The 24,775-nt window shown below is 64.7% G+C and carries 23 protein-coding genes and 1 tRNA gene; 10 read left to right on the top strand and 14 right to left on the bottom strand.

The genetic code is table 11. The features are described 5' to 3' along the window. Positions 1-4 precede the first annotated feature (4 nt). From CXY73_RS20565 to CXY73_RS20555, 3 genes are all read left to right on the top strand, one after another. Positions 5-916 (top strand): ABC transporter permease, encoded by a 912-nt coding sequence (locus tag CXY73_RS20565; protein ID WP_104178749.1) that lies wholly within the window; start codon positions 5-7, stop codon positions 914-916. Positions 917-923: 7 nt separating this feature from the next. Further along, positions 924-1,715: an ABC transporter ATP-binding protein gene (locus CXY73_RS20560; RefSeq protein ID WP_104135970.1), complete on the top strand. Its 792-nt coding sequence runs from the start codon at positions 924-926 to the stop codon at positions 1,713-1,715. 223 nt (positions 1,716-1,938) lie between these two features. After that, entirely contained in the window at positions 1,939-2,268 is a 330-nt protein-coding gene (locus CXY73_RS20555) for a type II toxin-antitoxin system PemK/MazF family toxin (protein ID WP_233198502.1), read from the top strand. 196 nt (positions 2,269-2,464) lie between these two features. On the opposite strand, the gene CXY73_RS20550 is transcribed toward CXY73_RS20555, so the two are convergent. Genes CXY73_RS20550 through CXY73_RS20535 form a run of 4 tightly spaced genes read right to left on the bottom strand, consistent with a single transcriptional unit; the run spans position 2,465 to position 5,668 of the window. Further along, positions 2,465-3,226, bottom strand: coding sequence for an alpha/beta fold hydrolase (locus tag CXY73_RS20550; RefSeq protein ID WP_104178748.1), 762 nt, complete (start codon positions 3,224-3,226; stop codon positions 2,465-2,467). A gap of 4 nt (positions 3,227-3,230) precedes the next feature. Continuing rightward, positions 3,231-3,560 (bottom strand): biotin/lipoyl-containing protein, encoded by a 330-nt coding sequence (locus CXY73_RS20545; protein WP_104135972.1) that lies wholly within the window; start codon positions 3,558-3,560, stop codon positions 3,231-3,233. Next, positions 3,553-4,572 (bottom strand): alpha-ketoacid dehydrogenase subunit beta, encoded by a 1,020-nt coding sequence (locus tag CXY73_RS20540; protein WP_104135973.1) that lies wholly within the window; start codon positions 4,570-4,572, stop codon positions 3,553-3,555. Before CXY73_RS20540 ends, CXY73_RS20545 begins: the two co-directional genes overlap by 8 nt. After that, entirely contained in the window at positions 4,565-5,668 is a 1,104-nt protein-coding gene (locus CXY73_RS20535) for a thiamine pyrophosphate-dependent enzyme (protein ID WP_104135974.1), read from the bottom strand. The genes CXY73_RS20540 and CXY73_RS20535 overlap by 8 nt, the downstream gene beginning before the upstream one ends. A gap of 192 nt (positions 5,669-5,860) precedes the next feature. On the opposite strand from CXY73_RS20535, the gene CXY73_RS20530 reads away from it, so the two are divergent. From CXY73_RS20530 to CXY73_RS20515, 4 genes are all read left to right on the top strand, one after another. Next, the gene (locus tag CXY73_RS20530) at positions 5,861-6,367 is read left to right on the top strand and encodes an Lrp/AsnC family transcriptional regulator (RefSeq protein ID WP_104135975.1); all 507 of its coding nucleotides are present in this window, start codon (positions 5,861-5,863) and stop codon (positions 6,365-6,367) included. A 170-nt stretch (positions 6,368-6,537) separates the two neighbouring features. Then, complete coding sequence (locus CXY73_RS20525; RefSeq protein ID WP_104178747.1) at positions 6,538-10,011, top strand: DEAD/DEAH box helicase; 3,474 nt, start codon at positions 6,538-6,540, stop codon at positions 10,009-10,011. 160 nt (positions 10,012-10,171) lie between these two features. Next, entirely contained in the window at positions 10,172-11,494 is a 1,323-nt protein-coding gene (locus CXY73_RS20520; protein WP_104135977.1) for a glycosyltransferase 87 family protein, read from the top strand. Next, positions 11,491-12,084: a histidine phosphatase family protein gene (locus CXY73_RS20515; protein ID WP_104135978.1), complete on the top strand. Its 594-nt coding sequence runs from the start codon at positions 11,491-11,493 to the stop codon at positions 12,082-12,084. The genes CXY73_RS20520 and CXY73_RS20515 overlap by 4 nt, the downstream gene beginning before the upstream one ends. A 60-nt stretch (positions 12,085-12,144) precedes the next feature. On the opposite strand, the gene CXY73_RS20510 is transcribed toward CXY73_RS20515, so the two are convergent. The 5 genes from CXY73_RS20510 to dnaK form a co-directional block, all read right to left on the bottom strand. Further along, positions 12,145-13,281, bottom strand: coding sequence for a class I SAM-dependent methyltransferase (locus CXY73_RS20510; RefSeq protein WP_233198501.1), 1,137 nt, complete (start codon positions 13,279-13,281; stop codon positions 12,145-12,147). A gap of 130 nt (positions 13,282-13,411) precedes the next feature. Beyond that, the gene (locus CXY73_RS20505) at positions 13,412-13,825 is read right to left on the bottom strand and encodes a heat shock protein transcriptional repressor HspR (protein ID WP_104178745.1); all 414 of its coding nucleotides are present in this window, start codon (positions 13,823-13,825) and stop codon (positions 13,412-13,414) included. Between the two features lie 2 nt (positions 13,826-13,827). Further along, positions 13,828-14,829, bottom strand: a complete 1,002-nt coding sequence (locus tag CXY73_RS20500; protein ID WP_104135981.1) for a DnaJ C-terminal domain-containing protein — start codon at positions 14,827-14,829, stop codon at positions 13,828-13,830. After that, positions 14,822-15,433, bottom strand: coding sequence for a nucleotide exchange factor GrpE (locus tag CXY73_RS20495; protein ID WP_104178744.1), 612 nt, complete (start codon positions 15,431-15,433; stop codon positions 14,822-14,824). The genes CXY73_RS20500 and CXY73_RS20495 overlap by 8 nt, the downstream gene beginning before the upstream one ends. Before the next feature lie 9 nt (positions 15,434-15,442). Further along, positions 15,443-17,317 carry a molecular chaperone DnaK gene (gene dnaK / locus CXY73_RS20490; RefSeq protein WP_104178743.1) on the bottom strand — a complete coding sequence of 625 codons (1,875 nt, stop codon included), beginning with the start codon at positions 17,315-17,317 and terminating at the stop codon, positions 15,443-15,445. A gap of 206 nt (positions 17,318-17,523) precedes the next feature. Here dnaK and CXY73_RS20485 point away from each other — a divergent pair, with 206 nt between their 5' ends. After that, entirely contained in the window at positions 17,524-18,834 is a 1,311-nt protein-coding gene (locus tag CXY73_RS20485) for an MFS transporter (protein ID WP_104178742.1), read from the top strand. A 210-nt stretch (positions 18,835-19,044) separates the two neighbouring features. Next, the gene (locus CXY73_RS20480) at positions 19,045-19,845 is read left to right on the top strand and encodes an isocitrate lyase/phosphoenolpyruvate mutase family protein (RefSeq protein ID WP_104178741.1); all 801 of its coding nucleotides are present in this window, start codon (positions 19,045-19,047) and stop codon (positions 19,843-19,845) included. 36 nt (positions 19,846-19,881) lie between these two features. Here the strand turns inward: CXY73_RS20480 and CXY73_RS20475 are convergent, their stop codons facing one another. After that, a complete protein-coding gene (locus tag CXY73_RS20475; protein WP_104135984.1) occupies positions 19,882-20,403 on the bottom strand; it encodes a hypothetical protein in 522 nt (173 codons plus the stop codon). 68 nt (positions 20,404-20,471) lie between these two features. After that, positions 20,472-21,053 (bottom strand): dCTP deaminase, encoded by a 582-nt coding sequence (gene dcd, locus CXY73_RS20470; RefSeq protein WP_104178740.1) that lies wholly within the window; start codon positions 21,051-21,053, stop codon positions 20,472-20,474. Between the two features lie 71 nt (positions 21,054-21,124). Here dcd and CXY73_RS20465 point away from each other — a divergent pair. After that, positions 21,125-21,198: transfer RNA gene (locus tag CXY73_RS20465), tRNA-Gly, on the top strand. A gap of 198 nt (positions 21,199-21,396) precedes the next feature. Here the strand turns inward: CXY73_RS20465 and CXY73_RS20460 are convergent. The 3 genes from CXY73_RS20460 to CXY73_RS20450 all read right to left on the bottom strand — a co-directional run bounded on the left by CXY73_RS20460 (position 21,397) and on the right by CXY73_RS20450 (position 24,751). Continuing rightward, the gene (locus tag CXY73_RS20460; protein WP_104178739.1) at positions 21,397-22,272 is read right to left on the bottom strand and encodes a GntR family transcriptional regulator; all 876 of its coding nucleotides are present in this window, start codon (positions 22,270-22,272) and stop codon (positions 21,397-21,399) included. A gap of 83 nt (positions 22,273-22,355) precedes the next feature. Next, positions 22,356-23,381, bottom strand: a complete 1,026-nt coding sequence (gene pdxA / locus CXY73_RS20455; RefSeq protein WP_104178738.1) for a 4-hydroxythreonine-4-phosphate dehydrogenase PdxA — start codon at positions 23,379-23,381, stop codon at positions 22,356-22,358. Next, a complete protein-coding gene (locus CXY73_RS20450) occupies positions 23,378-24,751 on the bottom strand; it encodes a four-carbon acid sugar kinase family protein (RefSeq protein ID WP_104178737.1) in 1,374 nt (457 codons plus the stop codon). Before CXY73_RS20450 ends, pdxA begins: the two co-directional genes overlap by 4 nt. Between the last annotated feature and the right edge of the window lie 24 nt (positions 24,752-24,775).

Below are 24,775 nucleotides of genomic sequence, written 5' to 3'. Positions count from 1 at the left end.
CCAGATGAATGCGGCTCTCGAACTCGGCCTGCTCTACGGAATCATGGCGTTGGGTGTCTACCTGACGTTTCGAATCCTCAACTTTCCTGACCTCACCGTCGACGGAAGTTTCACGACCGGGGCTGCGGTAGCCGCGTCGCTCATCATCAATGGTGTGCCCGCTCCCCTCGCCACCCTCGCCGGGGCGGCGTCGGGAGCGGTGGCCGGCCTGGTCACCGGTGTGCTCTATACCAAGGGGCGCATCGACGGCCTCCTCGCCGGCATCCTGACCATGATCGCGCTGTGGTCGATCAACCTGCGCATCATGGGCAAATCCAATCTGCCCTTGTTGCGCGAAGACACCATGATGACGCCGCTGCGTGACGCCGGTCTGCTCGGCGGAGCCTGGAGCATCCTGATCTTCGCCGTTGCGGCCCTCCTCATCAAGTTCGCCATCGACTGGTTCCTCAGCACCGACCTCGGTCTGTCGATTCAGGCAACCGGCAACAACGAACAGATGATCCGCAGCCTCGGCGTCAACACGCACCGCACGACGATTCTCACCCTCGCGATCTCCAACGGGCTTGTCGCGCTCTGCGGCGCGCTCATCGCGCAGTACCAGGGCTTCGCCGACGTCAGCATGGGCATCGGCCTCATTCTGGTCGGACTCGCCTCCGTCATCGTCGGCCAGGCCGTTTTCGGGCGTCGCACCATTTTTCTCGCCTCGCTCGCCGTCATCGGCGGCGCCGTGATCTATCGCTTGGTGATCTTCTTTGCCCTCGGCGCCGGCCTCAACCCGAACGACATGAAGCTCATCTCGGCGCTGCTCGTCGTCGCAGCGCTGCTGCTGCCGCGCTGGGGCTTCCTGAAACACATCCCCTCGCTGCGCCAGATGCGTTCCGCCGCCGGCAGTGCCAACTACAGCAAATCCACTTAGGAGTCTCATGCTGCTCATTCAGAACATCACCAAGACCTTCTTTCCCGGCACAATCAACGAACGCGTCGCCCTCAACGACGTATCATTGCAGCTGAAAACCGGTGATTTCGTCACCGTCATTGGCAGCAACGGCGCCGGCAAATCCACCCTGCTCAACATGATCAGCGGCAAGCTGCCGGTTGATTCCGGCGACCTGTCGATCGATGGCAGTTCTGTCAAGCGGATGCCCGACTACGCACGCGCCGCGTATGTCGGCCGAGTGTTCCAAGATCCCATGGCCGGCACCGCGCCCGACCTGAGCATCGAACAAAACCTTGCGCTCGCGCTGCGCCGCGGTCAGCATCGCGGGCTCGCCTGGGGCGTCACCCACAAGCGTCGGGCGTTCTTTCGCGAGGAGTTGCTCTCGCTTGAGCTCGGCCTCGAAAACCGGCTCAAGGCCCGGGTGGGACTGCTTTCGGGCGGCCAGCGGCAGGCCCTGTCACTGCTCATGGCGAGCTTCACCCAGCCACGCATCCTGCTGCTCGATGAGCACACCGCCGCCCTCGACCCGCAGCGGGCTGAGCTGGTCACGACGCTCACCGAGAGCATCGTCGAGAAGCACCATCTGACCACGCTCATGGTCACGCACAATATGGAACAGGCGCTGCGCCTCGGCAACCGACTCATCATGATGCACGAGGGCCAGATCATTCTCGACGTCGACGCCGAGCGCAAGGCCACCATGACGGTGCCCGACCTGCTCGCCGAGTTCGCGAAGATCAAGGGCGCGTCCCTCGACGACCGGGCGCTGCTCGGGTAGTCGGCGGCGGCAAGAAACGCGGGGATGCGGGTACCGGGTCGGCGTTTCTGTCCCTGTGACGGGCCGTAGACTCGATCGCGGCTGGCTCGTCGGCGTGTGCCGCCTGAGCCGAATCACGCGCATTCGCACCCGAGGACGTATACATCTCGGCTCATAAAACAACCTGGGATGTATACCTTGCATTCCTGCACGAATCCGAGCGGCTGATCCGCGAAAGTACCGAATGGTGACCGCGCACGGGGACATCGTCTGGGTCGACTTCGGCTCGCCGCGCGGCTCCGAACCCGCCAAAGTTCGCCCTGCGGTCGTCGTGCAAGAGGACTGGTTATTGGCGACAAACGTCGCCACCGTACAGGTCGTCCCGTTGACGTCGCACTTAGGCCTGAAAGCGTTCCCTGGGAATGTCCTCATACCCGCCGAGGCCTCTGGGCTCGAGAGAGACTCCGTCGCAGTCGTCTCTCAGGTCAGCCCAGGCAGCCGGGAGTTCCTCGAACCGTATCCCGCCGGGCATATCCCTGCGCACCTGCTCGTCGAGATTGGAGCCGGCATCTGACTCGCCCTCGGTTTCTAGACCGGCGCACCATTCATGGAGACGGCGGGAAGTGCCCGGCGGGCGGATGCTGCAAGAACTCCATCGATAGCTCCGAGGACCTGACCAGGCTTCGATATGAACCACCCGGCGTCGTATCACGGCTTCGCTCGCTCGACCTATCGGCAGAACGACTGAGCGGGCGTATTCCGCACCGGAATCACCGACCGAGAAACTCGATCGCAGCCTGCTTGAAGGCCCGTGAGCTCACGGCGTTCAGGTGAGTTCGGGCGGGCAGCCACAGCGTTTCGGTATCGGCGGCGAGGGCCGCCAGCACAGTGGTTCCGGTCGCGAGCACATCACGATCGCCGGTCACGAAGAGAAGAGGCCGCACTGGAACGGATGCGCCCGGCTCGAACCGTTCCGCTTTGATCGCAGCGACCAGCCGCAGCAACGCGGGGGTGTTCGCGCCGGGAGCGAGCTGCATCATGGACATCAATGAGGCGGTCGACTCGTGGTCGATCACCGAGGAGTCGGCGAGAAACCGAGCGGCCGCCTCAAGGTCGAAGTCGGCGAGCGGGTCCACGGCACTCATGCCGCCGAGCACCGCGCGGTTGATCAGGTCGGGCCGCTCGGCGGCGAGTTCCCAGACCAGGCGTGAGCCGAGCGAGTAGCCGACCAGGTCGACGCCGGAGGCGGGCTGGTCGACCTCGCGGGGCCGGACGCCGGCCAGGGTGAGTACCTCGAGCAGGTGGGCGCGCAGGCGGCTGGGGGCGTAGGCATCCGTTTCGAGCGGGGCATGACTCGCGCCGTGGCCGAGCAGATCGACGGTGATGACGCGCCGACCGGCGTTTCGAAGGTCGCGCACCCAGCCGGTCGCCTCCCAGTTGAGAGCGGTCGACGACGCGAAGCCGTGCACGAGCAGCACCGGGGCAAGGCCGGCGTCGAGCGCGGGTTCATGCCAGCACCAGCTGGTAAGCATTTTTCTAGTCCTCGTCGAGAACGGCGGAGAGGCGCACGCGGCGTTTCGGCGCGGCCTCCTGCGGAACGGTACCCACGATGCCGGCGGAATCGTCGGCGACGGCAAAGGTGATCAGCGGAGTGTCGACGAGTACTACGTCGCCCGGCTCACCGTGCAGCGTGAGCACAATGCCGGCGATCGGCGAGGGCAATTCCACCGACGACTTCGTCGTTTCGACCTCGACGAACGGTTGGTTGCGTTCGACCTGGTCACCGACCTTGACCAGCCATTCGAGCACGGTCGCTTCGAGCAGGCCCTCACCGAGATCGGGCAGGGGGAATGAGATTTCAGCCACGGCGGTACTCCAATACTCGCTGAACTCCGAAAAGAATTCGATCAATGTTCGGGATGTACTCGTCCTCGAGATCGCCGGACGGGTACGGTACATCGAAACCGGTCACCCGTTCAACCGGCGCCCGCAGGGTATCGAAGCAGCTCTGCGACACGAGCGCGGCGACCTCGGCACCGAGGCCAATGGTGCGCGGGCCTTCGTGCACGACGATAGCGCGACGGGTACGTGAAACGGATGCCGCCAGCTGCGCTTCGTCAATCGGCTTCAGCCAGCGCAAATCGAGCACCTCGAGTTCGATGCCATCTTCCGCGGCCAGCTCCGCGACCTGCAAGCAGCGGGACACCATGCCGCCCCAGGCGATGAGGGTGGCGTGCGTACCCGGGCGGGCGATCACCGCCCCCTCGAGGGAGGCGCTGTTCTCAGTCAGGTCGACCCCGGCCTTGTTCCAGTAGCGAGCCTTGGGCTCCATGAAGATGACCGGGTCGGGCATCGAGGCGGCGTGCTTGAGCAGGTGATAGGCCTGCTGCGGGTTGGCGGGCGAGACGACCTTGAGCCCTGGCACGTGGGCGAACAGCGATTCGAGGCTTTCACCGTGATGTTCGGGAGCACGAATACCGCCGAAGCTCGGCACGCGCAGCGTCACCGGCATGGGCAGGGTACCGCGGCTGCGATAGTTCATGCGGGCCAGCTGGGTGATGATCTGGTTCACGGCCGGGTAGGCGAACCCATCGAACTGCACCTCGGGAATCGGGTGAAAGCCCGCCATGGCCAGACCAATCGCGGTGCCGAGAATGCCCGATTCTGCGAGGGGGGTATCAAACACCCGGTTCGCGCCGAAGCGCTGCTGCAGCCCGTCGGTGACCCGAAAGACTCCGCCGAGCACGCCAACGTCTTCGCCGAAGATGAGGGCGCGGTCGTCGGCTTCGAGAATCTCACCGAGTGCCCGGTTGATGGCCTGCTGCATGGATAGCTGCAGGAGCGGGGTCTCCTGTATGCGTTCAAGGACGTCAGACATGCTCGGATTCCTCTCTCCACTGGCGCGCCTGGGCGCCGAGTGTCGGGGTTGATTCTTGAAAAACGAAGTCGAACATTTCGCTGCCTGGGCGACTGGTGAGGGCCACGACACCGTCGCGAATCTCGTCGGCCCGCGTCTGGGCTTGCGCGTCGGCCTCGGCGAAGAACGCGGCGTCGGCAACTTTTTCGGCCAGTAGAATCGTGCGAAAGCGGCTCAGTGGGTCTTCGCCGCCGCCGATTTTCTCGTCCTCGAGGGTGCGGTAGCGACCGGGATCGTCGCTCGTGGAGTGCGGACCGCGCCGGTAGGTCATCGCTTCGACCACGACCGGGCCGAGACCAGCGCGTGCGTGGGCGACAGCGCGCTGGGTCGCGTCGAGCACAGCGAGTACGTCGTTGCCGTCAACCTGCACGGCCGGCATGCTGTAGCCGGCAGCGCGTGCAGCCACCGAGCCACCAGCCACCTGCTGTTCGGTCGGCACCGAGATGGCCCAGCCGTTGTTCTGTACAAAGAACACGACCGGCGCCTTGAGAATGGCGGCGAAGTTCATGGCCTCGTGCACGTCACCCTGCGAGCTCGCGCCGTCGCCGAGAAAGGCCAGGCCCACGCCGAGACCGGTTTTCGAAGCGGATGCCGTGCCGCCAGTCGCCGCAGCCGTCCCGTTCAGCGTCTGGCCGTTCAGCGTCTGGCCGTGCGCCCAGCCGACCGCGTGCAGCACGGATCCGCCGACGACCGCTTGAAACGGGGCGAAGTGGGTGGCCACCGGGTCATAGAGCCCGCCATGCCAGATGGCTTTGTGGGTGGACATGTACCCGACCATGTTCACGCCCAGGGTGTACGCGACCCCCATCTCGCGGTAGGTCGGAAAGACGAAGTCCCGGGTCTTATCGACGCCGAAGCCGGCACCGACCTGGGCTGCCTCCTGGCCGAGCATCGGTGCGTAGCCGGGAATGAGACCCTGGCGCTGCCAGGCCACGGCAGAGGTGTCGAGCCGGCGCACGTTCGCCAGGATCCGATACAGATCGCGCAGCTGATCCGGGGTGAGGTCACCGGCATCCGTTTCTCGAAGCGGAAGGGTGTCGAGGGCGCGAGTCGCCATGCTGGCTCCTTCTGATCGTTGACTGGGTGGGCTACAATAAAGCTAGTGACTTTGCCGAGCGTCTGCCACAGTGACCATTTAGAGTGCACAATCTGTGAATAATTGTGTGTATTTTCTACGTAACACTATACAGTTGGTATATTCACCCGGTGCGGCACCGATGCCCGACCGGATCACCGAAAGGTCCCGCTCATGGATGTCGACTCGCTGGATGCCCGACTCGTCACACTGTTCTGCGAGCGGCCGAAGCTCTCGGTGCTCGAGGCCTCGCGGCGGCTCAAGGTGGCCAGGGCTACGGTGCAGGCCCGACTCGACCGGCTGATGAGCCGCCGGGTGATCAAGTCCTGGGCACCGACCCTGAACCCGAGCGAGTTCGGCTACCCAGTCACCGCCTACTGCTCACTCACCGTGCGCCAAGACTCGGGCCATGCGGTTGTCGTTGCCGCTCTCGCCAGAATTCCCGAGATTCTGGAGTTGCACACGGTCTCCGGTGACAGCGACATGCTCGCCCGGGTGGTCGCCCGGTCGAACGCCGACGTGCAGCGAGTGCTCGACCTCATCGTCGCCACCCAAACGGTGGTGCGCTCCTCGAGCGTGATCGTGCTGCAGACCCACATCGAGGCGCAAGCCCTCGCCCTGCTGCAGGCCACCGCCGCCGGAGCCTACACAACCGCCGTGTCGACCGGCGCTGCGGGCTAATTGGCCGCCCCGACTGTCGCGGCACTCGTTAGAGTTCGGGGCGTCCCTGGTTTTAGGAGTGCCGCCAACTCCACTGAGTGCCGCGAGGGCGAAGTGACGTGAGCCTGGCCGCTCAGGCTTGCGTGAGACAATAAAGGTTGGTCCCTTGTTCTTACGGAGCTCTCCCACCTATGGCCCATTCCCTCAGCACTCACGAGATTGCCCGCATCGTCGGCAGCCAATCGTTCTCGCGTGGTGAACGGTACGCCCGCAACGGACACGTCACCGAACAGTCCTGGGCTTCGTCGGGAACACACCTCACCGGACGCGTGAGCGGCACCAGCCCCCAGCCGTACACCGTTCTAATCTCATTCACCCTCAATGCGGCCGGCCAGGCCGTTCGGGCCAGTGGAACCTGCACCTGCCCGATGGGCAGCAATTGCAAGCACGTCGCCGCCCTACTGCTGGCGAGCCGCAGCACCCCCGCCGAGCTGAACGCCGAGCGCGCGGCGTCCAACGTGCGTGCCATCGGTGACCGCCGCACCCCCGTCTTCGAGTCGACCTTCGTGCCGGCCGCGCATCAGCCGCTCACCCCCGCGCCCGTCGTGCCCATTCGCCCACCTGTTCCGGCCTGGCGCGCAGCCCTGGCGCCGCTCGCGAAGCCGACCAGCGCCGAGACAGCCACGAGCACGGCCCTCGCGCTGCAATTCGACCTGCTCGACCCCGCGTACAGCCCAAACCGCCGCCAGGGACCGCGCCGCCTTGGCGCACGCCCCATGGTCATGGGCAAGAAGGGCAAGTGGATTCGCGGCTCCCTCACCTGGGACAACCTGTCCTGGACCCCGGGCACCTACAACCGCGGCCACCGCAAAATTCTGAACGCCCTCTACGCCCTCTCAGCCACCGGGCAGCGTTATTACAGCTACACCGACCACTGGCTCTACCTCGACAACTTCGAGAACAAGGCCCTCTGGGATCTGCTGCATGAAGCCCAGCTGAGCGGTCTGCCGCTGGTCTGCGCCACGGATGCCCAGAATCTCGTTCTCCTCTCCCCCACGCCCGCCACGCTCGAGGTCGATATTCGGCGGGACGATGACGGCCTGCAGCTGACCCCGCTGCTCGTGCTGAACGAGAAGCTGCACCGCGGCGTCGAATTTGGATTTCTGGGCGATCCGGCACACGGCGCCTACACCTGGACCGCCCCCGCCGACCCGCTCGCGACCGGCAATCAGCTCGTCCTCGCCCCGCTCAAGGCCCCGGTGAACTCTGAGATCCGCGCCCTGGCCGTGACCGGCGGCTTCGACATTCCGGCCGACGACGAGGCAGCATTTCTCGCCGACTTCTACCCTTTTCTTCAGCAAAAACTCACGCTGACCAGCCACGACGCTTCGTTCGATCTGCCCAAGACGGCCCGGCCGCAGTTGGCTCTCACCATCACCCACCAAACGGATGCCCGCATCACCCTGGCCTGGGAGTGGCAGTATGTCGCGCCCACCGATCAGGCCGCAGCCGCCTCGGTCATCGGCGCGGCATCCGCTGCCGAAGGTGATCAGGACGCCGGTAAAATAGAGCCAGCACCCGTGCTCTACCGCCACCCGCTGCGCCCGACCCCCGGCGACACCCACTTTCGCGACGCGACTTGCGAGAGCAACACGCTGCGAAACGTCGAACGCGCAATCAGCTCGTTCGAGCAGCTCTGGCAGCCAGCCACGCCGATCAGCACGGCCCGCCTGCTCGAGCATTCCGGGCTGCAGGGCGCCGTCATGATCACCTTCTTCGGTGAAGGCGTACCCCGGCTCACGGAGGAAGGTGTCATCGTGCAGGTGTCGGCCGACGCGCCCAGCTATCGCGAGGCCGACGAAGCGCCAGTAATCAGCCTCGCCACCACCGAAAGCACCGATACCCGCGACTGGTTCGACCTCGCCGTCACCGTATCGATCGAGGGCGAAGACATTCCCTTCGACGACCTGTTTCGGGCGCTGGCTACCGATCAGGACCTGATGATCCTCGACAGCGGAACCTATTTCAGCCTCGACCGGCCGGAACTGCAGCAGCTGCGACGCCTGATCGAAGAAGCTCGCGGTCTACAGGAGAACAACGCCGGCACCCTCGGCCTCAGCCGCTTTCAGGCTGACCTGTGGGACGAGCTGCAGCTGCTCGGCGTGGTCGCCGAACAGGCCGCTACCTGGCGAAGCGCCGTCGAGGGCCTGTCGGAGGCTGCACCGATCGCCGAACGCCCGCTCCCGCCAGCCGTGCACGCCACCCTGCGCGCCTATCAGCAGACCGGTTTCGACTGGCTCAGCTTTCTCTACGACCACCAGCTCGGCGGCGTACTCGCCGACGACATGGGGCTCGGCAAGACTCTGCAGGCGATCGCCCTCATCGCCCACGCCCGCGACAGTGAACGCGCGCAGCCCGGTACTGTGCGCAAACCGTTCCTCGTCGTCGCGCCCACGAGCGTCGTCTCCAACTGGGCCACCGAGTGCGCCCGGTTCGCTCCCGACCTGGCGACGGTCGCCATCACTCAGACCGCCGGAAAGCGAGGCTCCAGCCTGCAGGACGTGCTGGGCGAAGCGGATGTCGTGGTCACCTCCTACACGCTCTTTCGACTCGACTTCGAAGAGTACAACGCCCAGGACTGGGCCGGGCTGCTGCTCGACGAAGCACAGTTTGTGAAGAACCACCAGAGCAAGGCACACGTCTGCGCGCGCCGGCTGCGCACTCCGTTCAAGCTCGCCATCACCGGCACGCCGATGGAGAACAACCTAATGGAGCTGTGGTCGCTCCTTTCCATTACCGCGCCGGGCCTGTTCCCGAGCCCCAGCCGCTTCGCCGACTACTACCGCAAGCCCATTGAAACGGATGCCGACGGCGAGCGTCTCGCGCAGCTGCGCCGCCGCATCCGTCCGTTTATGCTGCGACGCACCAAAGCCCAGGTTGCCAGCGACCTGCCAGAGAAGCAGGAGCAGGTGCTCGAACTCGACCTGCACCCACGGCACCGCAAGGTCTACGACATGCACCTGGCCCGGGAACGCCAGAAGGTGCTCGGCCTGATCGAGGACATGAATGCGAACCGGTTCGAGATCTTTCGCTCGCTCACCATGTTGCGCCAGCTCAGCCTCGACGCGAGCCTGTACGACAAGAAATACGACAGCGTTCCCTCGACCAAGCTCGATGCCCTGCTCGAGTTGCTCGAAGACACCGTCGCCGAGGGCCATCGCACCCTCATTTTCAGCCAGTTCACCCAGTACCTCGGCAAGGCACGCGATCGACTTGACGCGGCCGGCATCAGCTATTCCTACCTCGACGGCAAGACCCGCAACCGGGCGAAGGCCATCAGCGACTTCAAGGAGGGCTCGAGCTCGGTCTTTCTGATCAGTCTCAAGGCCGGCGGATTCGGCCTCAACCTAACCGAAGCCGACTACGTCATTTTGCTCGACCCCTGGTGGAACCCGGCAACCGAGGCGCAGGCCGTCGACCGCGTACACCGCATCGGCCAGACCAAGAACGTCATGGTCTACCGATTGGTGTCGAAGGACACCATCGAGGAGAAGGTCATGGCCCTCAAAGCCACCAAGGCCCGCCTGTTCGAGAGTGTCATGACCGATGGTGCCCCGGCCGGCACCGCCCTGACCGCCGCCGACATTCGCGAGCTCCTCGCCTAACCGCACGACTTTTCAAGCCCGGGTCCGAAAACGGGGCCCATGATCTGTCGTGGACCTGGTTTCGGGCCCGGCCCAGGGAATAACCACCCGTAACCAGAAGTTCACTCGCCACCCCTAGACTGCCCACGACTACCCCACCCTGCGCTGTAGAAATGGTTTCATGTCCACAATCTTCGATCGCGTCGACGCCCGGCTGGCCAGGGTGATCACTCCGAACCGCCGTCTCACCCTGCAACGACCACGCACCCTGGCCCTGGGGTTTCTGGGCCTGCACGCGGTCTTTCTCGTCGCCCTGCTCCCCACCATCCTCACCGGCCGGGTACTCGGCGATCTCCCGCTCTACCGAAGATGGGCCGAACTCGGCCTGGACAACGGTTTCTGGCAGGGCCTCGATGTGGCGTGGGTGTACCCGATCGGCGCCATGCTGCCGATCGCAGTCGCCAACCTCGCCGGGCCGCTGCTCTACCAACTGCTCTGGTTTCTGATGACGACAGCGCTCAATGCCGTTGCCGTCGGAGCCCTGACCGACTGGGGACGCCGCCGCAGCGGCTTCAAACCGGCCTGGTACTGGTTGCTCTGCTCGTTTCTGCTGAGCCCGGTCGGGCTGCTGCGCCTGGAAGGAATTACCGCCCCGCTCGTCATCGTCGGACTCGTGCTGCTGGCGCGTCGACCGATCATCGCCGCACTCCTGCTGGCCCTCGCCACCTGGATCAAGGTCTGGCCCGCCGCAGTTTTCCTCGCCGTCGTCACGGTATCGTCGCGAAAACTCACGGTGGTGTTGACCGGAGCGGCGTTGTCGGCGGTGGTGGCGGCATCTGTTTGGCTGCTCGATGCTGGGCAGTTTCTCACCGGATTCGTCACCGAACAGACTGACCGTGCGCTGCAGCTCGAGGCTCCGGTCACGACCCCGTGGGTGTGGCTCGCCACGCTCGGCCAGCACGACACGGTCATCTACGAAAATTTTTCCATCGCGACACGCGAGGTGAGCGGCCCCGGAACCGATCTGGTCGCCTCCCTGATGACACCGGTCATGTTCGGCGCCATCGCAGCCATCTCCGTGCTGATGGTTATTGCTCAACGCCGACAAGCGGATGCCGTCGAACTGCTGTTGCTCGGTTCCCTGTCCCTGGTCAGCGCATTCATCGTCTTCAACAAGGTCGGGTCGCCACAATACATGCTCTGGCTGGTGCCGATCGTCGCGGTCGGCGTTGGCCGCAGCTGGGCAATCTGGCGGGCGCCCGCCGTGCTGATGCTGGCCATTGCGGGCCTGACTACGTTGATCTTTCCGATCTTCTACCTGCCTTTGATCGACGGTAACCTGTTCTCGCTGCTGCTGCTCACCGCCCGCAACGGGCTGCTCGTGGTGCTGTTGGGCTGGTCGGTCTTGGTTTTGGCGCGATTGGCCCTGGCCGCAGCGGGACGCAAGGCCGCAGCTGGCGCGCGGCGCGCACTCCCAGTCGGCCAAGGCAGAATAGACGGGTGACCACGACGACGACCTTCGCCCTCATCCGCCACGGCCAGACCGATTGGAACGCCGCTGCGCGCATCCAGGGCGCCACCGATATCCCCCTCAACGACGTGGGGCGCAGTCAGGCCACGGATGCCGTCGCTGCATTGAAACGCTACGACTGGGATTTCATCGTCTCGTCACCGCTCTCCCGCGCAGCAGAAACCGCTGACCTGATCGGTCAGCAACTCGGCCTCGACGTCGTCCGTCGCCTCCCTGCACTGATCGAGCGCAACTATGGGCCGGCCGAGGGTTTGAGCGCCGGCGCCGAACTCGATGCCCTGCGTTTTCTCGGCGGATTCCACGGTGCCGAGACCGAGCAGGCCGTCGCTGCACGAGGCATCGACGCCCTGCGCGACCTCGCTCGCGAGCACCCCGGAGCGCGCATTATCGTGGTCGCGCACGGCACACTCATTCGCTTAAGCCTCGAAAACGCGCTCGACCAGCCCGTCGGCAGTATCAGCAATGCGTCGCTCAACCTCGTGCAGCACCACCACTCGCACTCAAACGGAGCGACGGCCTGGCAGCTCGACATTCTGAACGGCGAGCCGCTCGTGCACGCCTGATCCTCTGGGTCAGCAGTCGCCGTGATCAGCACGGGACGGTAGCCACCCGCCCCGAAAAGGCTAGCGACCAGTTGACACCGTCACCGTGAACTTGGTGTTGCGGCCGACCTGGCGGGTCGAGCCGACGATGCGGGTGAGTATCGGGCGGTAGCCGAGGTGGGTATTCCAGACCGTCCACAGTTCACCGCCGGGCGCGAGCACCCGTGCCGCGTCGATGAACAGCTTCTCGGCCAGGCCCGCGTGCACGGACGCTCCAATGTGAAAGGGCGGGTTGAGCAGGATTAGGTCGGCGGAGTCATCCGCTTGTCCAGACAGGCCGTCGGCCCGCACGACGGTGACCCGCTCGGCGAGCGCGTTGGCGTCGACGGTGGCGCGAGCGGATGCGACAGCAACGGCCGACTGGTCCGTCGCGAGTACTCGCAGCCGGGGTCGCTGCGCCGCGAGAGCCGAAGCGAGCACGCCGGTGCCGCAGCCGAGATCGATCGCACGCTCGGCGTCGGGCTTCATGCGGTCGAGTACCTCGAGCAGTGCCCGGGTGCCGATGTCGATGCTGGTTCCGGCGAACACTCCGCCGTGGCCGCGCACCACGAGGTCGAAGTCCTCGTACTTTTCGCTGTGCGGCCAGTCGGTCGTCGAGGTGGCAAGTGGCGAAGAGGCGATGAGCACGCGGGACTTCTGGCGTGCCGGGCGCACGTTGAGGGCACCGAAGTGGCGGCGCAGCACCTCGTTCATGCTCACGGTCATGTGCTTGATGCGGCCGCCGGCGAAGACGATGACGTCGGGAGCGGCGTATTTGGCGATGGCGCCGGCGATCTCATCGAGGGCGTCGAGGCTTTTGGGCAGCTGCAGCAGCACGACGTGGGCGTCGCTCAGCAGCTCTTCGCCAAGTGGAAGGGAGCGGTAGGCATCCGTCAGATTGACGCCGGAGGCGTTGCTGTCAAGCGCGTACTCGCCCGAGAGTGCATCTTGATAAACGCGAATGCCGCGGGCGTCGTGCAGCGCGGCTGCGCCGAGGGTGAGGGCGCCGTAGCGGTCCTCGAGCACGACGACTCCGCCGCTGCGGTAGGCGGCGATTGCACCGGCGGCCTCATCGAGAATGAGCCGATCGCTCGCGTCGACGGCGAACAAGTTCTCAGCCTCGATGTCGGGGCGACGACGCAGCCGATCGAAGTCGAATTCAAACTCGAATTCGTTCATGCTGTCTTTCGCATTCATTCTGATGTTCCGCGGCGCGGACTGGTCGTGCGTGCCCGATTCGGACATGGTTCCCCCTGAAAGTGGTGCTGGTGCAACCAGTTCGTGCTGTGAAAGCGAAACGTGGAGCTAGCTATGGTCTGGGCTGCCGCCAGATGACAATCTGGTTGCTGCGTCTGGTGCGAGTGCCCGCCTTCATCGAAATAACGTCGCCGGCCGAGCCAGCCGCAAAAACGCGGCGGCCCGGACGGTTCAGCAATTCGTCGGCGAGCGTCGATTCCAACTCGCGCAGGCGATTTTCAAGCCCGCGCACGTGATCCTCGAGTTCGAGGATACGACGAATGCCTTCCAGACTCACGCCTTCTGAGCCTAAGAACGCAATTTCACGGAGCTTTGCCACGTCGAGCATGGAGTAGCGACGGCTCTTTCCCAGGGTGCGTTCCGGGCTGACCAGGCCCAGGCGATCGTATTGGCGCAGGGTTTGCGGGTGCATTCCCGCAAGCTCTGCTGCCATGGAAATCACGAAAACCCGGGTGGTCTCGTCCATGGCTAGCCCTTCGCCCGCTTGAGTAGTTCATCGCGCGGGTTTTCCTTGGGCAGCGCCTCGGCGAAGGCTTCGAGTTTTTCTTCCGCGTCCTTCGAGAGGTGTGACGGCACGGCAACCTGCACGATGGCGAGCAGGTCGCCAGTGCCCTTCGCCGTGGTGACACCGCGACCCTTGACGCGAAGCACGCGTCCTCCGGGAGTGCCAGGGGTCACGCGCAGTTTGACCGGGGGACCACCGAGGGTGGGCACCTCGATCGTCGCGCCGAGGCTCGCCTCCACAAAGGTGACCGGAACCGTCACCCGCAGGTTGAGACCGTCACGTTCGAACACCGGGTGCTTGCGCACGGTGATCGTCAGTACGATATCGCCGGTTTCTCCGCCGTCGGGGCTGGGCTGGCCCTTGCCGCGCAGGCGGATCTTCTGCCCGTCCGCAACGCCGGCTGGGACCTTGACCTTGATCGGCCGGCCATCTTGGGTTTGCAGACTGATCTGGTCGCCTTGGGTGGCCGTGATGAAGTCGATGGTCGTCGACGCGATCACGTCGCGGCCGCGGGTAGGCGCGCCCGACCCGCGATAGCCGCCGGTGGGATTGCCAAAGCCGCCACCACCGCCGCTACCTCTGCCGAACATACCCCCGAGGATATCGTCGAAGCCGCCCTGCTCGAAGGTGTAACTTTGCTGGCGGCTTCCGCCGCCGAACATGCCTCCGAAGGCATCCTCGAAGCCGCCGCTCTGAGTTCGGCCGCCGGGCGCGGCGAAGCGCGCCCCACTGCCCATGGCCCGCACGGCGTCGTATTCCTTGCGCTGCGCGGCATCGCTCAGTACCGAGTGCGCCTCGCTGAGTTCCTTGAACTTCGCCTCAGCGGTGGGGTTCCCCGGGTTGGAGTCTGGGTGGTACTTTCGCGCGAGTTTGCGGTACGCCTTCTTCAACTCGGCCGGCGTGACATCTTTCGATACCCCGAGAACCTTGTAGAAGTCTTTGTCGAACCAGTCCTGGCTAGCCATCGCTCGGTACCTGAACGACGACCTTGGCCGCGCGCAGTAGCGTGGAGCCGAGGTAGTACCCCGTCTCCGCAACGTCGCCGACGGTTTCGGTGCCGACGGCCGCACTCGGCTGCTGGAAGATCGCCTCGTGCATGGTCGGGTCAAAGGGGTCGCCGACTGTACCAAAGGAGGTCAGGCCGAGGCGTTCAACGCTCGCGCGCAGTTTGGCCGCGATCGTGGCGAAGGCGGAGTCGGGCACGAGATCGCCGTGCTTCTCAGCACGGTAGATGTCGTCCAGTACCGGAATGAGTACCTTGACGATATCCCCGGTCACGCGCTCTTTCTCGATCGCACGGTTGGCTTCGGTGCGCCGACGGTAGTTGGCGTACTCGGCCGTCACGCGCTTGAGGTCGGCGAGGTGTTCGCTCGTCGGCTCAGCCTCTTCACGTTCCGCCGCGTCCAAAATGTCCTGAACGGTCAGTTCGTCTTCTTCGATCCCGTCGGCCGTACCGTCAGCTTCAGAAGCGGATGCTGCATCAGCAGCGGCCGCGCCCGCTGCGGCAGTGCCGTCATCGGGCACCCCCGCAGCGGACGCGTCGTTGTCTGGATGTTTTTTGTCAGCCATGGTTGCGGCCTACTTCTTCTTCTCGTCTTCGTCGTCGTCGACAACCTCGGCGTCGACAACGTCTTCGTCCTTGTGCTCTTCAGCGGGGACCTCGTCGGTGCTGGTCTCGTCAGCACCGGCTGCGGCATCCGCTTGGCTGGACTTGTAGATTGCTTCGCCGAGCTTGCCCTGGCTTTCGTTGAGCTTGTCGAACGCGGTCTTCACCGCGTCGTCATCGTCGCCGGCCAGAGCGGACTTGAGGGCGTCGACATCAGCCTGCACCTCATTCTTGACGTCTTCGGGCAGTTTGTCGACGTTGTCCTTGATCAGCTTCTCGATCGAGTAGGCGAGCTGCTCGGCCGTGTTGCGGGTCTCGGCAACCTCGCGCAGACGCTTGTCTTCTGCAGCGTGCTCTTCACCCTCGCGCACCATGCGCTCGATGTCTTCCTTCGCGAGCGAGGAACCGCCCGTGATGGTCATCGACTGCTCGGTTCCGGTGCCCTTGTCCTTAGCGGACACGTGCACGATGCCGTTGGCGTCGATGTCGAAGGTGACCTCAACCTGCGGGATACCGCGCGGCGCCGGCGCGATGCCGGTGAGCTCGAAGGTTCCGAGATTCTTGTTGTCGCGGGTGAACTCGCGCTCGCCCTGGAAGACCTGGATAGCAACGGACGGCTGGTTGTCGTCGGCCGTGGTGAAGGTTTCGCTGCGCTTGGTCGGGATGGCCGTGTTGCGTTCGATCAGACGCGTCATGATGCCGCCCTTGGTCTCGATGCCGAGGCTCAACGGGGTGACGTCGATGAGCAGAACGTCCTTGCGCTCACCCTTCAGAACGCCGGCCTGCAGCGCGGCGCCGACGGCGACGACCTCGTCCGGGTTGACACCCTTGTTCGGGTCCTTGCCGCCGGTCTCGCTCTTGACGAGCTCGTAAACGGCGGGCATACGGGTCGAACCACCGACGAGAACGACGTGGGCGATGTCGCCGACCTTGACGCCGGCCTCACGAATGACGTCCTGGAAGGGCTTCTTGGTGCGGTCGAGCAGGTCTTCGGTCATCTTCTCGAACTGGGCGCGGGTGAGCGTCTCGTCGAGGTTGGCCGGGCCATTTTCAGTCAGCGAGAGGTAGGGCAGCTGGATGCTCGTTGACATGCTCGAGGAGAGTTCCTTCTTGGCCTGCTCAGCGGCTTCCTTGAGGCGCTGCTTGGCGATCTTATCCTTAGACACGTCAACGCCAGTGGTCTCCTTGAAGCGCTTGATCAGGTGATCAACGATGCGCTGGTCCCAGTCGTCGCCGCCGAGGCGGTTGTCGCCGGAGGTCGAACGTACCTGAATGGTGGAGAAGTCGTCGTCTTTGCCTACCTCGAGCAGCGACACGTCGAAGGTTCCGCCTCCGAGGTCGAAGACCAGGATGAGCTCGTCTTCCTTGCCCTTGTCGAGTCCGTAGGCCAGCGCGGCAGCGGTCGGCTCGTTGATGATGCGTAGCACGTTGAGTCCGGCGATCTCGCCGGCCTCCTTCGTGGCCTGACGCTCGGCGTCGTTGAAGTACGCGGGCACGGTCACGACGGCGTCGGTGACCTTCTCGCCCAGGTACTGTTCAGCGTCACGCTTGAGCTTGGCGAGAATACGAGCCGAGATCTCCTGCGGGGTGTACTTCTTGTCGTCAATGGCGACGTTCCAGCCGGTGCCCATGTGGCGCTTGACGCTGGAGATGGTGCGGTCGACGTTGGTGACGTTCTGGCGCTTGGCGGTTTCTCCGACGAGAACCTCGCCGTCTTTGGTGAACGCGACCACCGAGGGGGTGGTGCGCAAGCCTTCAGCGTTGGCGATGACGGTGGGTTCTCCACCTTCGAGCACGGCCACCACAGAGTTGGTGGTTCCGAGGTCAATACCTACTGCACGAGCCATGTGGGTTGTTCTCCTTCAATCATGTGTGAAACGAACTACAAAGTGATCTCAAGACTTGAGCCTCGACGACTCAAGTATTCCAGAGCTGTTTCGTCCCTGTCAATTTCTGTGGCTGAAAGTTGAGTGTGAGTGACTCAAGTTTCATTCAAACGGATGCCGTGGCTCGCCAAATCCCGATGTTTACCGGCACGCAGTAGATTGTGCACATGACCCAGACTGTCGCCGTAGACGCGGAAACCACTCCGACGCGTGGTCGGGTGGTCGCCTGGGCGTTCTGGGACTGGGGCTCGGCCGCGTTCAACGCGGTCGTCACCACCTTCGTCTTCACGGTGTACATCACCGGCTCGTCTTTCGGCGATGACGACGTGATCAGCGCCCAACTTGGCTGGGCCCTGGCCATCGCCGGCCTCGTCATTGCCGCACTGGCCCCGATCACCGGGCAACGCTCCGACACCTCCGGCCGTCGCAAATTCTGGCTCGGCGTGAACACCTTCATCGTCGTCGCGCTGACCGCGACCATGTTCTTCGTGCAGGCAAGCCCGAGCTACCTGCTGCTCGGACTGTTCCTGGTCGCGGCCGGCAACGTCTTCTTCGAATTCGCATCCGTCAACTACAACGCTATGCTCGCGCAGGTGTCGACGCCGCGCACCATCGGCAAGGTCAGCGGATTCGGCTGGGGCATGGGCTATCTCGGCGGTATCGTGCTGCTGCTCATCGTGTACTTCGGCTTTATCCAGCCCGATGTCGGCCTGTTCGGGGTGACCGGCGACAACGGCCTCGCCGTGCGCGTCTCCATGCTGCTCGCAGCCGCCTGGTTTGGCCTGTTCGCGCTGCCCGTACTCCTGCGGGTGCCGGAGTATCGGGCGCCCAAGGCCGCCCGCCGCGAAAAGGTCAGCTTTTTTCAAAGTTACGTGGTGCTCGCCCACGATATTGCCCGCCTCTGGAAGACCAGCCGCCAGACGGTCTACTTTCTCATCGCGAGCGCGGTGTTCCGCGACGGTCTGGCCGGCGTCTTCACCTTCGGAGGCGTGCTCGCGGCATCCGTTTTCGGATTCTCACCCGGCGAGGTCATCATCTTTGCCATCGCCGCCAATATCGTCGCCGGCGTAGCCACGATGAGCGTCGGGGCCCTTGACGACCGGCTCGGCGCGAAGCCCGTCATCGTGACCGCCCTGATCGGGCTTCTGATCAGCGGCCTCGTAGTGTTTTTCCTGCACGATGGCGGGCAGATCGTGTTCTGGACGGCGGGACTGGCTTTGTGCCTGTTCGTCGGACCGGCTCAATCGGCCAGCCGTACCTTTTTGGCCCGTCTCATTCCCGTCGGCCGTGAGGGCGAGGTTTTCGGACTCTACGCCACAACCGGTCGGGCCGTCAGCTTTCTTGCCCCGACCGCCTTCGCACTGTCGGTCACGATCTTCGGCGAGACCTACTGGGGCATTCTCGGCATCATGCTCGTACTGCTTCTCGGCCTGCTCCTGCTCATTCCAGTCTCAGCTCGGCAACAGCAGATCCGCTAGTCGGGTTGCGGCACCGCAATCTTTGTTCCTGGCGCGCCTCGTAGTGCCCAGTAGCGGTGAGTGCCACTTCAAGTTCGCGCGCCCGGCCGCAGGTGGCACACCGAACGCCAGTGCGCGTCTTGCTGAGCGTCACCCTGTTTTTTCCTGAGCATCCGCTGGAATGAGGCCGTCCCCTCGCTTGGGGCGCGCGAGCCGGTCAGACTGGCACGCATGACACTTACCCAGCTCCAGAAGGCCGAACTCCTGCTCTCGCTGCACGTACCGGGCGAGCCTCTCATCGTGACCAACGTGTGGGATGCCATCACCGCCAAGATCGTGGCCGACGCCCCCGGCATCAAAGCCCTCGCCACCGCGAGCCACTCCATCTCGAACGTGCGAGGTTTACAAGACGGTGAGGGCCTCTCGCTCGACGAGGCTATCCGTGCCGCCACGATCATCGCCGGTGCCGTCGACCTACCGGTCTCAGCCGACTTCGAAAAGGGTTATGCCCCGGATGCCGTGGGCGTGACCCGCAACGTGCGTCGCCTCATCGAGGAATCCGGCATCGTCGGCATCAACATTGAGGATTCCGTCGGCAGTGAGAAGGCCCCGCAGTTCGACATCGAAACCGCCGCCGCACGCGTAGCAGCGGCCCGTGCCGGAGCCGACCAGAGCGGCATTCCACTGGTGATCAACGCCCGCGTCGACACCCTGGCCGGCGGCGGTGACTGGGACGAAGCCGTCGCCCGCGCGAACGCCTACCTCGGCGCCGGCGCTGACGTCATCTTCTTCCTCGGCCTCACCGACGAAGACAAGGTGTCGCGCGCGATCGAGCAGGTCAACGGCAAGATCTCGGTGATCGGTGCGCCCGGACTCGTTCCGCTGGGGCGCCTCGCCGAACTCGGCATCAGCCGAGTCAGCTTCGGTCCTGGCACGCTCGCCCTCACCCTCGCGGCTCTGCAGACCGCGGCCACGAACCTCACCGCCCTCGGTGAGTACCCCGACGGCCTCGGCTTCAAGTTCGCCCTGTAGGCCGCCCACTCGCCGAGGCTACTGGCATCCGTTTTTTCAGCGGATGCGGGTGGCCTCGTTGTGTTCGATGAGTTGCCAGGTCGTTCCCTCGTCGGCGGAGACCCAGCCCTCCCACTTGTAGCTGTCGGGAGTGATAGCAGTGAAGTTCCAGCGGATCGGGCGGCCGTCGGTGCGGGTGCCCTCCTGCCGCACACCATGGCGGTATGGGGTTGCTATGAGCTGGCAGTATTCGCCCAGTGCCGGGGCGAAGTAGCTGACGCGCCAGGCTCCGGCCAAGGGGTCGTAGACGCGCACTGTGGTCGCGACGGTTTCGAATCCAGACGGGTGCGTCGTGCTCGCGACGACCTCCACATCTTGCACGGCCCGACCGTCGAGGATGAATTCGACCATCCAAACAAAGTCACGTTCGAGCCACTCACCGGTGGTCTCGTCAAGTCGGGTGCCCTTGGCGGCCCAGGACCCGACCATCTGGCCGAAACGGTGCATGCGCCCGGGGTACTCCGGCGTCGGACCGTGCGCGATGAGCGCCTCGTCGAATCGGGTGGGCATGGAAGTCATACCTAGATTTTACCCGACGCGAGGTTACGTTCGGATTACCCGGGCATCCGCCTTCTTTCGAAGGGGGTTCAGCGCTCGATGGCGGTGCGGTGAAAGTTTTGGAACGAGCGCGAAGCCGTCGGGCCGCGCTGTCCCTGGTAGCGGGAGCCGTATTCGCTCGAGCCGTACGGCTTTTCGGCCGGAGAGCTGAGCTGAAAGAAGCACAGCTGGCCAATCTTCATTCCGGGCCAAAGCTTGATCGGCAGTGTCGCGACGTTGCTGAGCTCGAGCGTGACGTGGCCCGAAAAGCCCGGGTCGATGAACCCGGCTGTGGAGTGGGTCAGTAGACCGAGACGCCCGAGCGAGCTCTTGCCCTCGAGCCGGGCGGCAATGTCGTCGGGCAGGGTCACCTGCTCATAGGTGGCGCCGAGCACGAACTCGCCCGGGTGCAGAATGAACGGCTCGTTGGGCTTGGTCTCGATCAGGCGGGTCAGTTCCGGCTGATCCTCGGCCGGATCGATGTAGGCGTACTTGTGGTTGTCAAACAGCCGAAACAGGCGGTCCAGGCGCACATCTATGCTCGATGGCTGGATCATGGCCGGGTCGAGCGGCTCCAAACCGATTCGTCCAGCGTCGAGTTCAGCTTTGATATCGCGATCTGAGAGCAGCACGGTGCCAGCCTAGCCGCGCCGGGTTGATATGCTGGCACCGTTCCGATTGTTGTTCGCTCACGGTCGGGCGCGCGGATGTAGTTCAATGGTAGAACTTCAGCTTCCCAAGCTGATAGCGCGGGTTCGATTCCCGTCATCCGCTCCACTGCATAAGTCCCGTGAGGGCGTCGACGCCCAACCGGGAAGCATTCGCTCAGCGGGCACAACGGAGGGCACCGTGGAGGGCACCGACCTTTAGCAGTGCCCGACAGCTTCGCTACGCTCTCGTATGGTGCGATTTCAGCACATCGCGCGGATCGGCAGCCAGGCTGGTGCGCCTTCTACAACAGGTACCGATCTCGGGTCAGTCGTTCCGGTCCAGTTCCACGGATAGCTCGTGGAGCTGGCGGGCTAAGTCCGCGGCGTGAGCTGCCAGCTGGGGGCGGGTCACACGGCCGTCGGCGTGCGCTAGGTCAGGTGCGATAGCCGGCGCATCGGCGTCGACCACGTCGAGGTCGAAAACCACGCGGTCGGCACGGTGCCAGGTGGAGAACATCTCGATGGGCACGCCATGTTCGTCAAGACTCGTACCTTCGAGCAGTAGCAGCGGCTCCCCCACACTGATCTGCAACAGCTTCGCCAGGCCCTCCGTGGCAGCTACAGCGCGCACCTGCCGGCGGCCCGAGACGAACGACACGCCCAGGCGAGAACGCAGAACGGTGTGCAGCGAGGCATCCGTCAGCTCGACGGCCGTGAGGCCGGCACCAATCGACAGGGGCAGCCAGGTGTGAATGACCGCGAGGGGGCCGGTGCCGGCAGATCTCAGTCGACGGATACCGACGACCTCAGCCCCACCCAGCGCCGCTGATGCAGCAGCATTCTGCTCGGGCGCCAGTGCGAGCACGGCGGTGAAGACATCAGCGCCCTCGGCCGAGATCTGGGTGGACAGGCCCGACATGCGCTGCACGAGTCGATGGTGCTCACCGCGCGGCGACACCACGCTGCCGCGCCCGCGCCCGCGCTGAACGAGGCCTTCAGCACTGAGCGCGGCGAGTGCCTGACGCACGACCGAGCGGGAAACGGAGAACCGTTCCTGCAACTCCGCCTCGGTGGGCAACTGCGACCCGGGCGGCAGTTGCCCATTGACGATATGGGAACGGATGATTGCCCCAACCTGGCTGTGCAGTGGGCTGCCGTTGGCGGCATTGACCGCCCCGGCGGGCACTTCATCTAGCCACATCACTCCATCGTAGGGCGCAGAGTGCCATCGCCCCGGCCGCGCTGCCTGCGCGGACCGGGCATGCGCTCGGCTGGCCATGACGGTTAGGCGGCCTGCGCGGCCCGCCACACGTGGTCCCACCCGGGCGCGAGTGCTGCGGCGCGTTCCAGCGACAGCACGAGGCTGGCCTCGCGGGCGATTCCCTGACCGGCGATGTCGAACGCGGTGCCGTGGTCGACTGACACGCGCACGACTGGCAGTCCGACCGTGATGTTCACGCCGTCGTCACCGTAGACGGCTTTGAAGGGTGCGTGACCCTGGTCGTGGTAGCAGACCACGGCGAGGTTGTACTTTCCGCGTACGGCCGCGGGAATCAGAGCGTCGGCGGGCAGGGGGCCAACGACGTTGAGTCCACGAGCCCTGGCCTCGACCACGGCCGGTGCCAAAATGTCGGCATCTTCATTTCCGAAGAGCCGATTTTCGCCCGCATGCGGGTTGAGGCCGGCGAGTCCAATCAGCTCATCGGGCTTGCCCATGGATTTGGCGAAGGCGCCAGCCAGTTCTAACACCGAAAGAGTGCGCTCGATCGTGATGTTCTCGATAGCCTGGCGCATCGACACGTGCGTGGTGAGGTGAAAAAAATACAGGTCCCCGGCCGACAACACGAGGGAAAAATTTTTCACCCCGAATTCGTGAGCGAGCAGCTCGGTGTGGCCGGGCCAGTTGTGCCCACCGGCGTGCATCGCAGCCTTGTTCAGCGGCGCCGTCACGATTCCCTGCACCTCGCCGGCGCGGGCGAGCCGGCAGGCCTCCACCACGAAACGGTAGGAGGCATCGCCGGCCGCGGCACTGAGCACGCCTTGCTCCACGTGTTCGAGTGACGGGCCGGTCTGCAACAGCTCAATTGTTCCGGGCTCGTTACGGGCGTCGGCCACATTAGCGATCACGCGAATCGCCGCCTGATCGCCGCCCACGTTGAGCACGCCGCGGCGCATCGCCGCCTCATCGCCGATTACGACGGGAACGCACCGCGTGCGAACGTCTCCGTGACCGAGCAGTGACTTGGCCGTAATCTCGGGACCGATTCCGGCCACGTCTCCAATGGTGACAGCAAGGATGGGAAGTGTCATGGGTGTACTCCTATGTTCGGGCTGATAGAGGGGCTAAGCACGTGGTCAGCCAAGAGTTCGGGAAGAATATCGGCAATCGACGATGTGACGCCGAAGCCGCCGGCCTTAGTGACGACAGTCAGGCCGTCAGCGAGGCCGCCTTCGATTAGGCCTACCGGAATTCCCTCGCGAATGGCATCCGTCACCACGATGGCACCGGCCTCAAAGCGATTGAGCACGGCCCGCGCGCCCTCGCCGCCCATGAGCACCAAAGCTCCCACGGAACGGTGTGCGAATACCGCCGCGGTGATTGTCGCGAGCCCGTCGGCGATAATTACGGCCGCCGATTCAGTTGCAGTGGATGCCGCGGGCCGCTCCGATGGGGTTGCCACGATCACGATCGCGGGAAGATATGGTGCCGCCGCTAGCTCCGCGGCAATCCAACGGCCAACCGCAGCCGGCTCGAGCAACACGCTCAGGCTCGGCGCGAATGTGCGCACGTGTTGCGGCGGGGTGCTGCCGACCAGATGATCGTACTGAGACCGGGAGACATCGTGCAGCGAACTGACCACGATGACCACACGCCCTGCCCGCACCCGCCGTGACTCTGCCGCGGCGGCCAGGTCACGGCACCAGACCTGCGAGAGCGCAAGCGCCAGCCCGGCGCTCCCGGCGGGAACGGCCTCGGCCCCGAGCAGGGCCACAGCTTCGGCCAGTACCATCAGGTCCGCATCCGTTGCTGCGTCGACCGTGACGACGCGGGTCTGGTTGCGTGCCGCGGCGCGCAGTTGTTCGGCGTGTTCCAGGGGCGTTCCCCGGCCAAGGGAGATGTGAACGCTTCCCGGCACCAGTTCCGACAGCAAATTCGTTGTCACGGGCGTCACCGGATCGGTGCCAACGGCCGTCGTCTCCACACCCTGACCATTGACCAGAACCCGACCGTTCTGCACGGTTCGTTTCATTGCCGGATACGCGGGGCAAACAACAGCGAAAGCTGCATCGTAAAGCTTGCGCCACGCGGTGACCGCGCCGTGAATTTGAGCGTGAACCGAGCCCCGCATGGTCGAGTCGATTTTAAGCAGGAGCCGATTGACGCCCGCATTCCCGAGCGCCTCCACGGCCTCTGATGTACTCATTCGGGCGAGCTGCGCCGACTGCGCGCGGGCGTCGGACACCACCGCGAGAACCGTTCCGTGGCTGGTGGCTCCGCTGTCGGGCGCGGTCAATGCGAGCCGGGTGCGCCATCCGTCGCGGGCAAATTGCACCGCTGAATCGCCGCCACCGGTGAGGTCATCGGCCACGATGCCTACGGAAACATGGTCGGCACGCGTTCCGTCGGCCAGGGGGCCTGACTCCGGATGCTCCAAGTCATGTCGGAAGGGCTCAACCATGGTGGCGGGCGTGATACTGGCGGA

The sequence above is a fragment of the Cryobacterium sp. Y50 genome, from assembly GCF_002929805.1.
Taxonomy (GTDB): Bacteria; Actinomycetota; Actinomycetes; order Actinomycetales; family Microbacteriaceae; genus Cryobacterium.
This window is presented reverse-complemented; position numbering and strand designations above follow the sequence as displayed.

What these genes read in the sequence shown, in the direction of transcription:
- CXY73_RS20460 (WP_104178739.1), bottom strand. Translation starts at nt 22,272, where the DNA reads ATGTGGCTAGATGAAGTGCCCGCCGGGGCGGTCAATGCCGCCAACGGC.
- CXY73_RS20480 (WP_104178741.1), top strand. Translation starts at nt 19,045, where the DNA reads ATGACACTTACCCAGCTCCAGAAGGCCGAACTCCTGCTCTCGCTGCAC.
- CXY73_RS20505 (WP_104178745.1), bottom strand. Translation starts at nt 13,825, where the DNA reads ATGGACGAGACCACCCGGGTTTTCGTGATTTCCATGGCAGCAGAGCTT.
- CXY73_RS20540 (WP_104135973.1), bottom strand. Translation starts at nt 4,572, where the DNA reads ATGTCTGACGTCCTTGAACGCATACAGGAGACCCCGCTCCTGCAGCTA.
- CXY73_RS20450 (WP_104178737.1), bottom strand. Translation starts at nt 24,751, where the DNA reads ATGGTTGAGCCCTTCCGACATGACTTGGAGCATCCGGAGTCAGGCCCC.
- CXY73_RS20520 (WP_104135977.1), top strand. Translation starts at nt 10,172, where the DNA reads ATGTCCACAATCTTCGATCGCGTCGACGCCCGGCTGGCCAGGGTGATC.
- CXY73_RS20500 (WP_104135981.1), bottom strand. Translation starts at nt 14,829, where the DNA reads ATGGCTAGCCAGGACTGGTTCGACAAAGACTTCTACAAGGTTCTCGGG.
- CXY73_RS20530 (WP_104135975.1), top strand. Translation starts at nt 5,861, where the DNA reads ATGGATGTCGACTCGCTGGATGCCCGACTCGTCACACTGTTCTGCGAG.
- dnaK (WP_104178743.1), bottom strand. Translation starts at nt 17,317, where the DNA reads ATGGCTCGTGCAGTAGGTATTGACCTCGGAACCACCAACTCTGTGGTG.
- CXY73_RS20495 (WP_104178744.1), bottom strand. Translation starts at nt 15,433, where the DNA reads ATGGCTGACAAAAAACATCCAGACAACGACGCGTCCGCTGCGGGGGTG.
- CXY73_RS20565 (WP_104178749.1), top strand. Translation starts at nt 5, where the DNA reads ATGAATGCGGCTCTCGAACTCGGCCTGCTCTACGGAATCATGGCGTTG.
- pdxA (WP_104178738.1), bottom strand. Translation starts at nt 23,381, where the DNA reads ATGACACTTCCCATCCTTGCTGTCACCATTGGAGACGTGGCCGGAATC.
- CXY73_RS20525 (WP_104178747.1), top strand. Translation starts at nt 6,538, where the DNA reads ATGGCCCATTCCCTCAGCACTCACGAGATTGCCCGCATCGTCGGCAGC.
- CXY73_RS20550 (WP_104178748.1), bottom strand. Translation starts at nt 3,226, where the DNA reads ATGCTTACCAGCTGGTGCTGGCATGAACCCGCGCTCGACGCCGGCCTT.
- CXY73_RS20535 (WP_104135974.1), bottom strand. Translation starts at nt 5,668, where the DNA reads ATGGCGACTCGCGCCCTCGACACCCTTCCGCTTCGAGAAACGGATGCC.
- CXY73_RS20560 (WP_104135970.1), top strand. Translation starts at nt 924, where the DNA reads ATGCTGCTCATTCAGAACATCACCAAGACCTTCTTTCCCGGCACAATC.
- CXY73_RS20510 (WP_233198501.1), bottom strand. Translation starts at nt 13,281, where the DNA reads ATGAACGAATTCGAGTTTGAATTCGACTTCGATCGGCTGCGTCGTCGC.
- CXY73_RS20485 (WP_104178742.1), top strand. Translation starts at nt 17,524, where the DNA reads ATGACCCAGACTGTCGCCGTAGACGCGGAAACCACTCCGACGCGTGGT.
- CXY73_RS20475 (WP_104135984.1), bottom strand. Translation starts at nt 20,403, where the DNA reads ATGACTTCCATGCCCACCCGATTCGACGAGGCGCTCATCGCGCACGGT.
- CXY73_RS20555 (WP_233198502.1), top strand. Translation starts at nt 1,939, where the DNA reads ATGGTGACCGCGCACGGGGACATCGTCTGGGTCGACTTCGGCTCGCCG.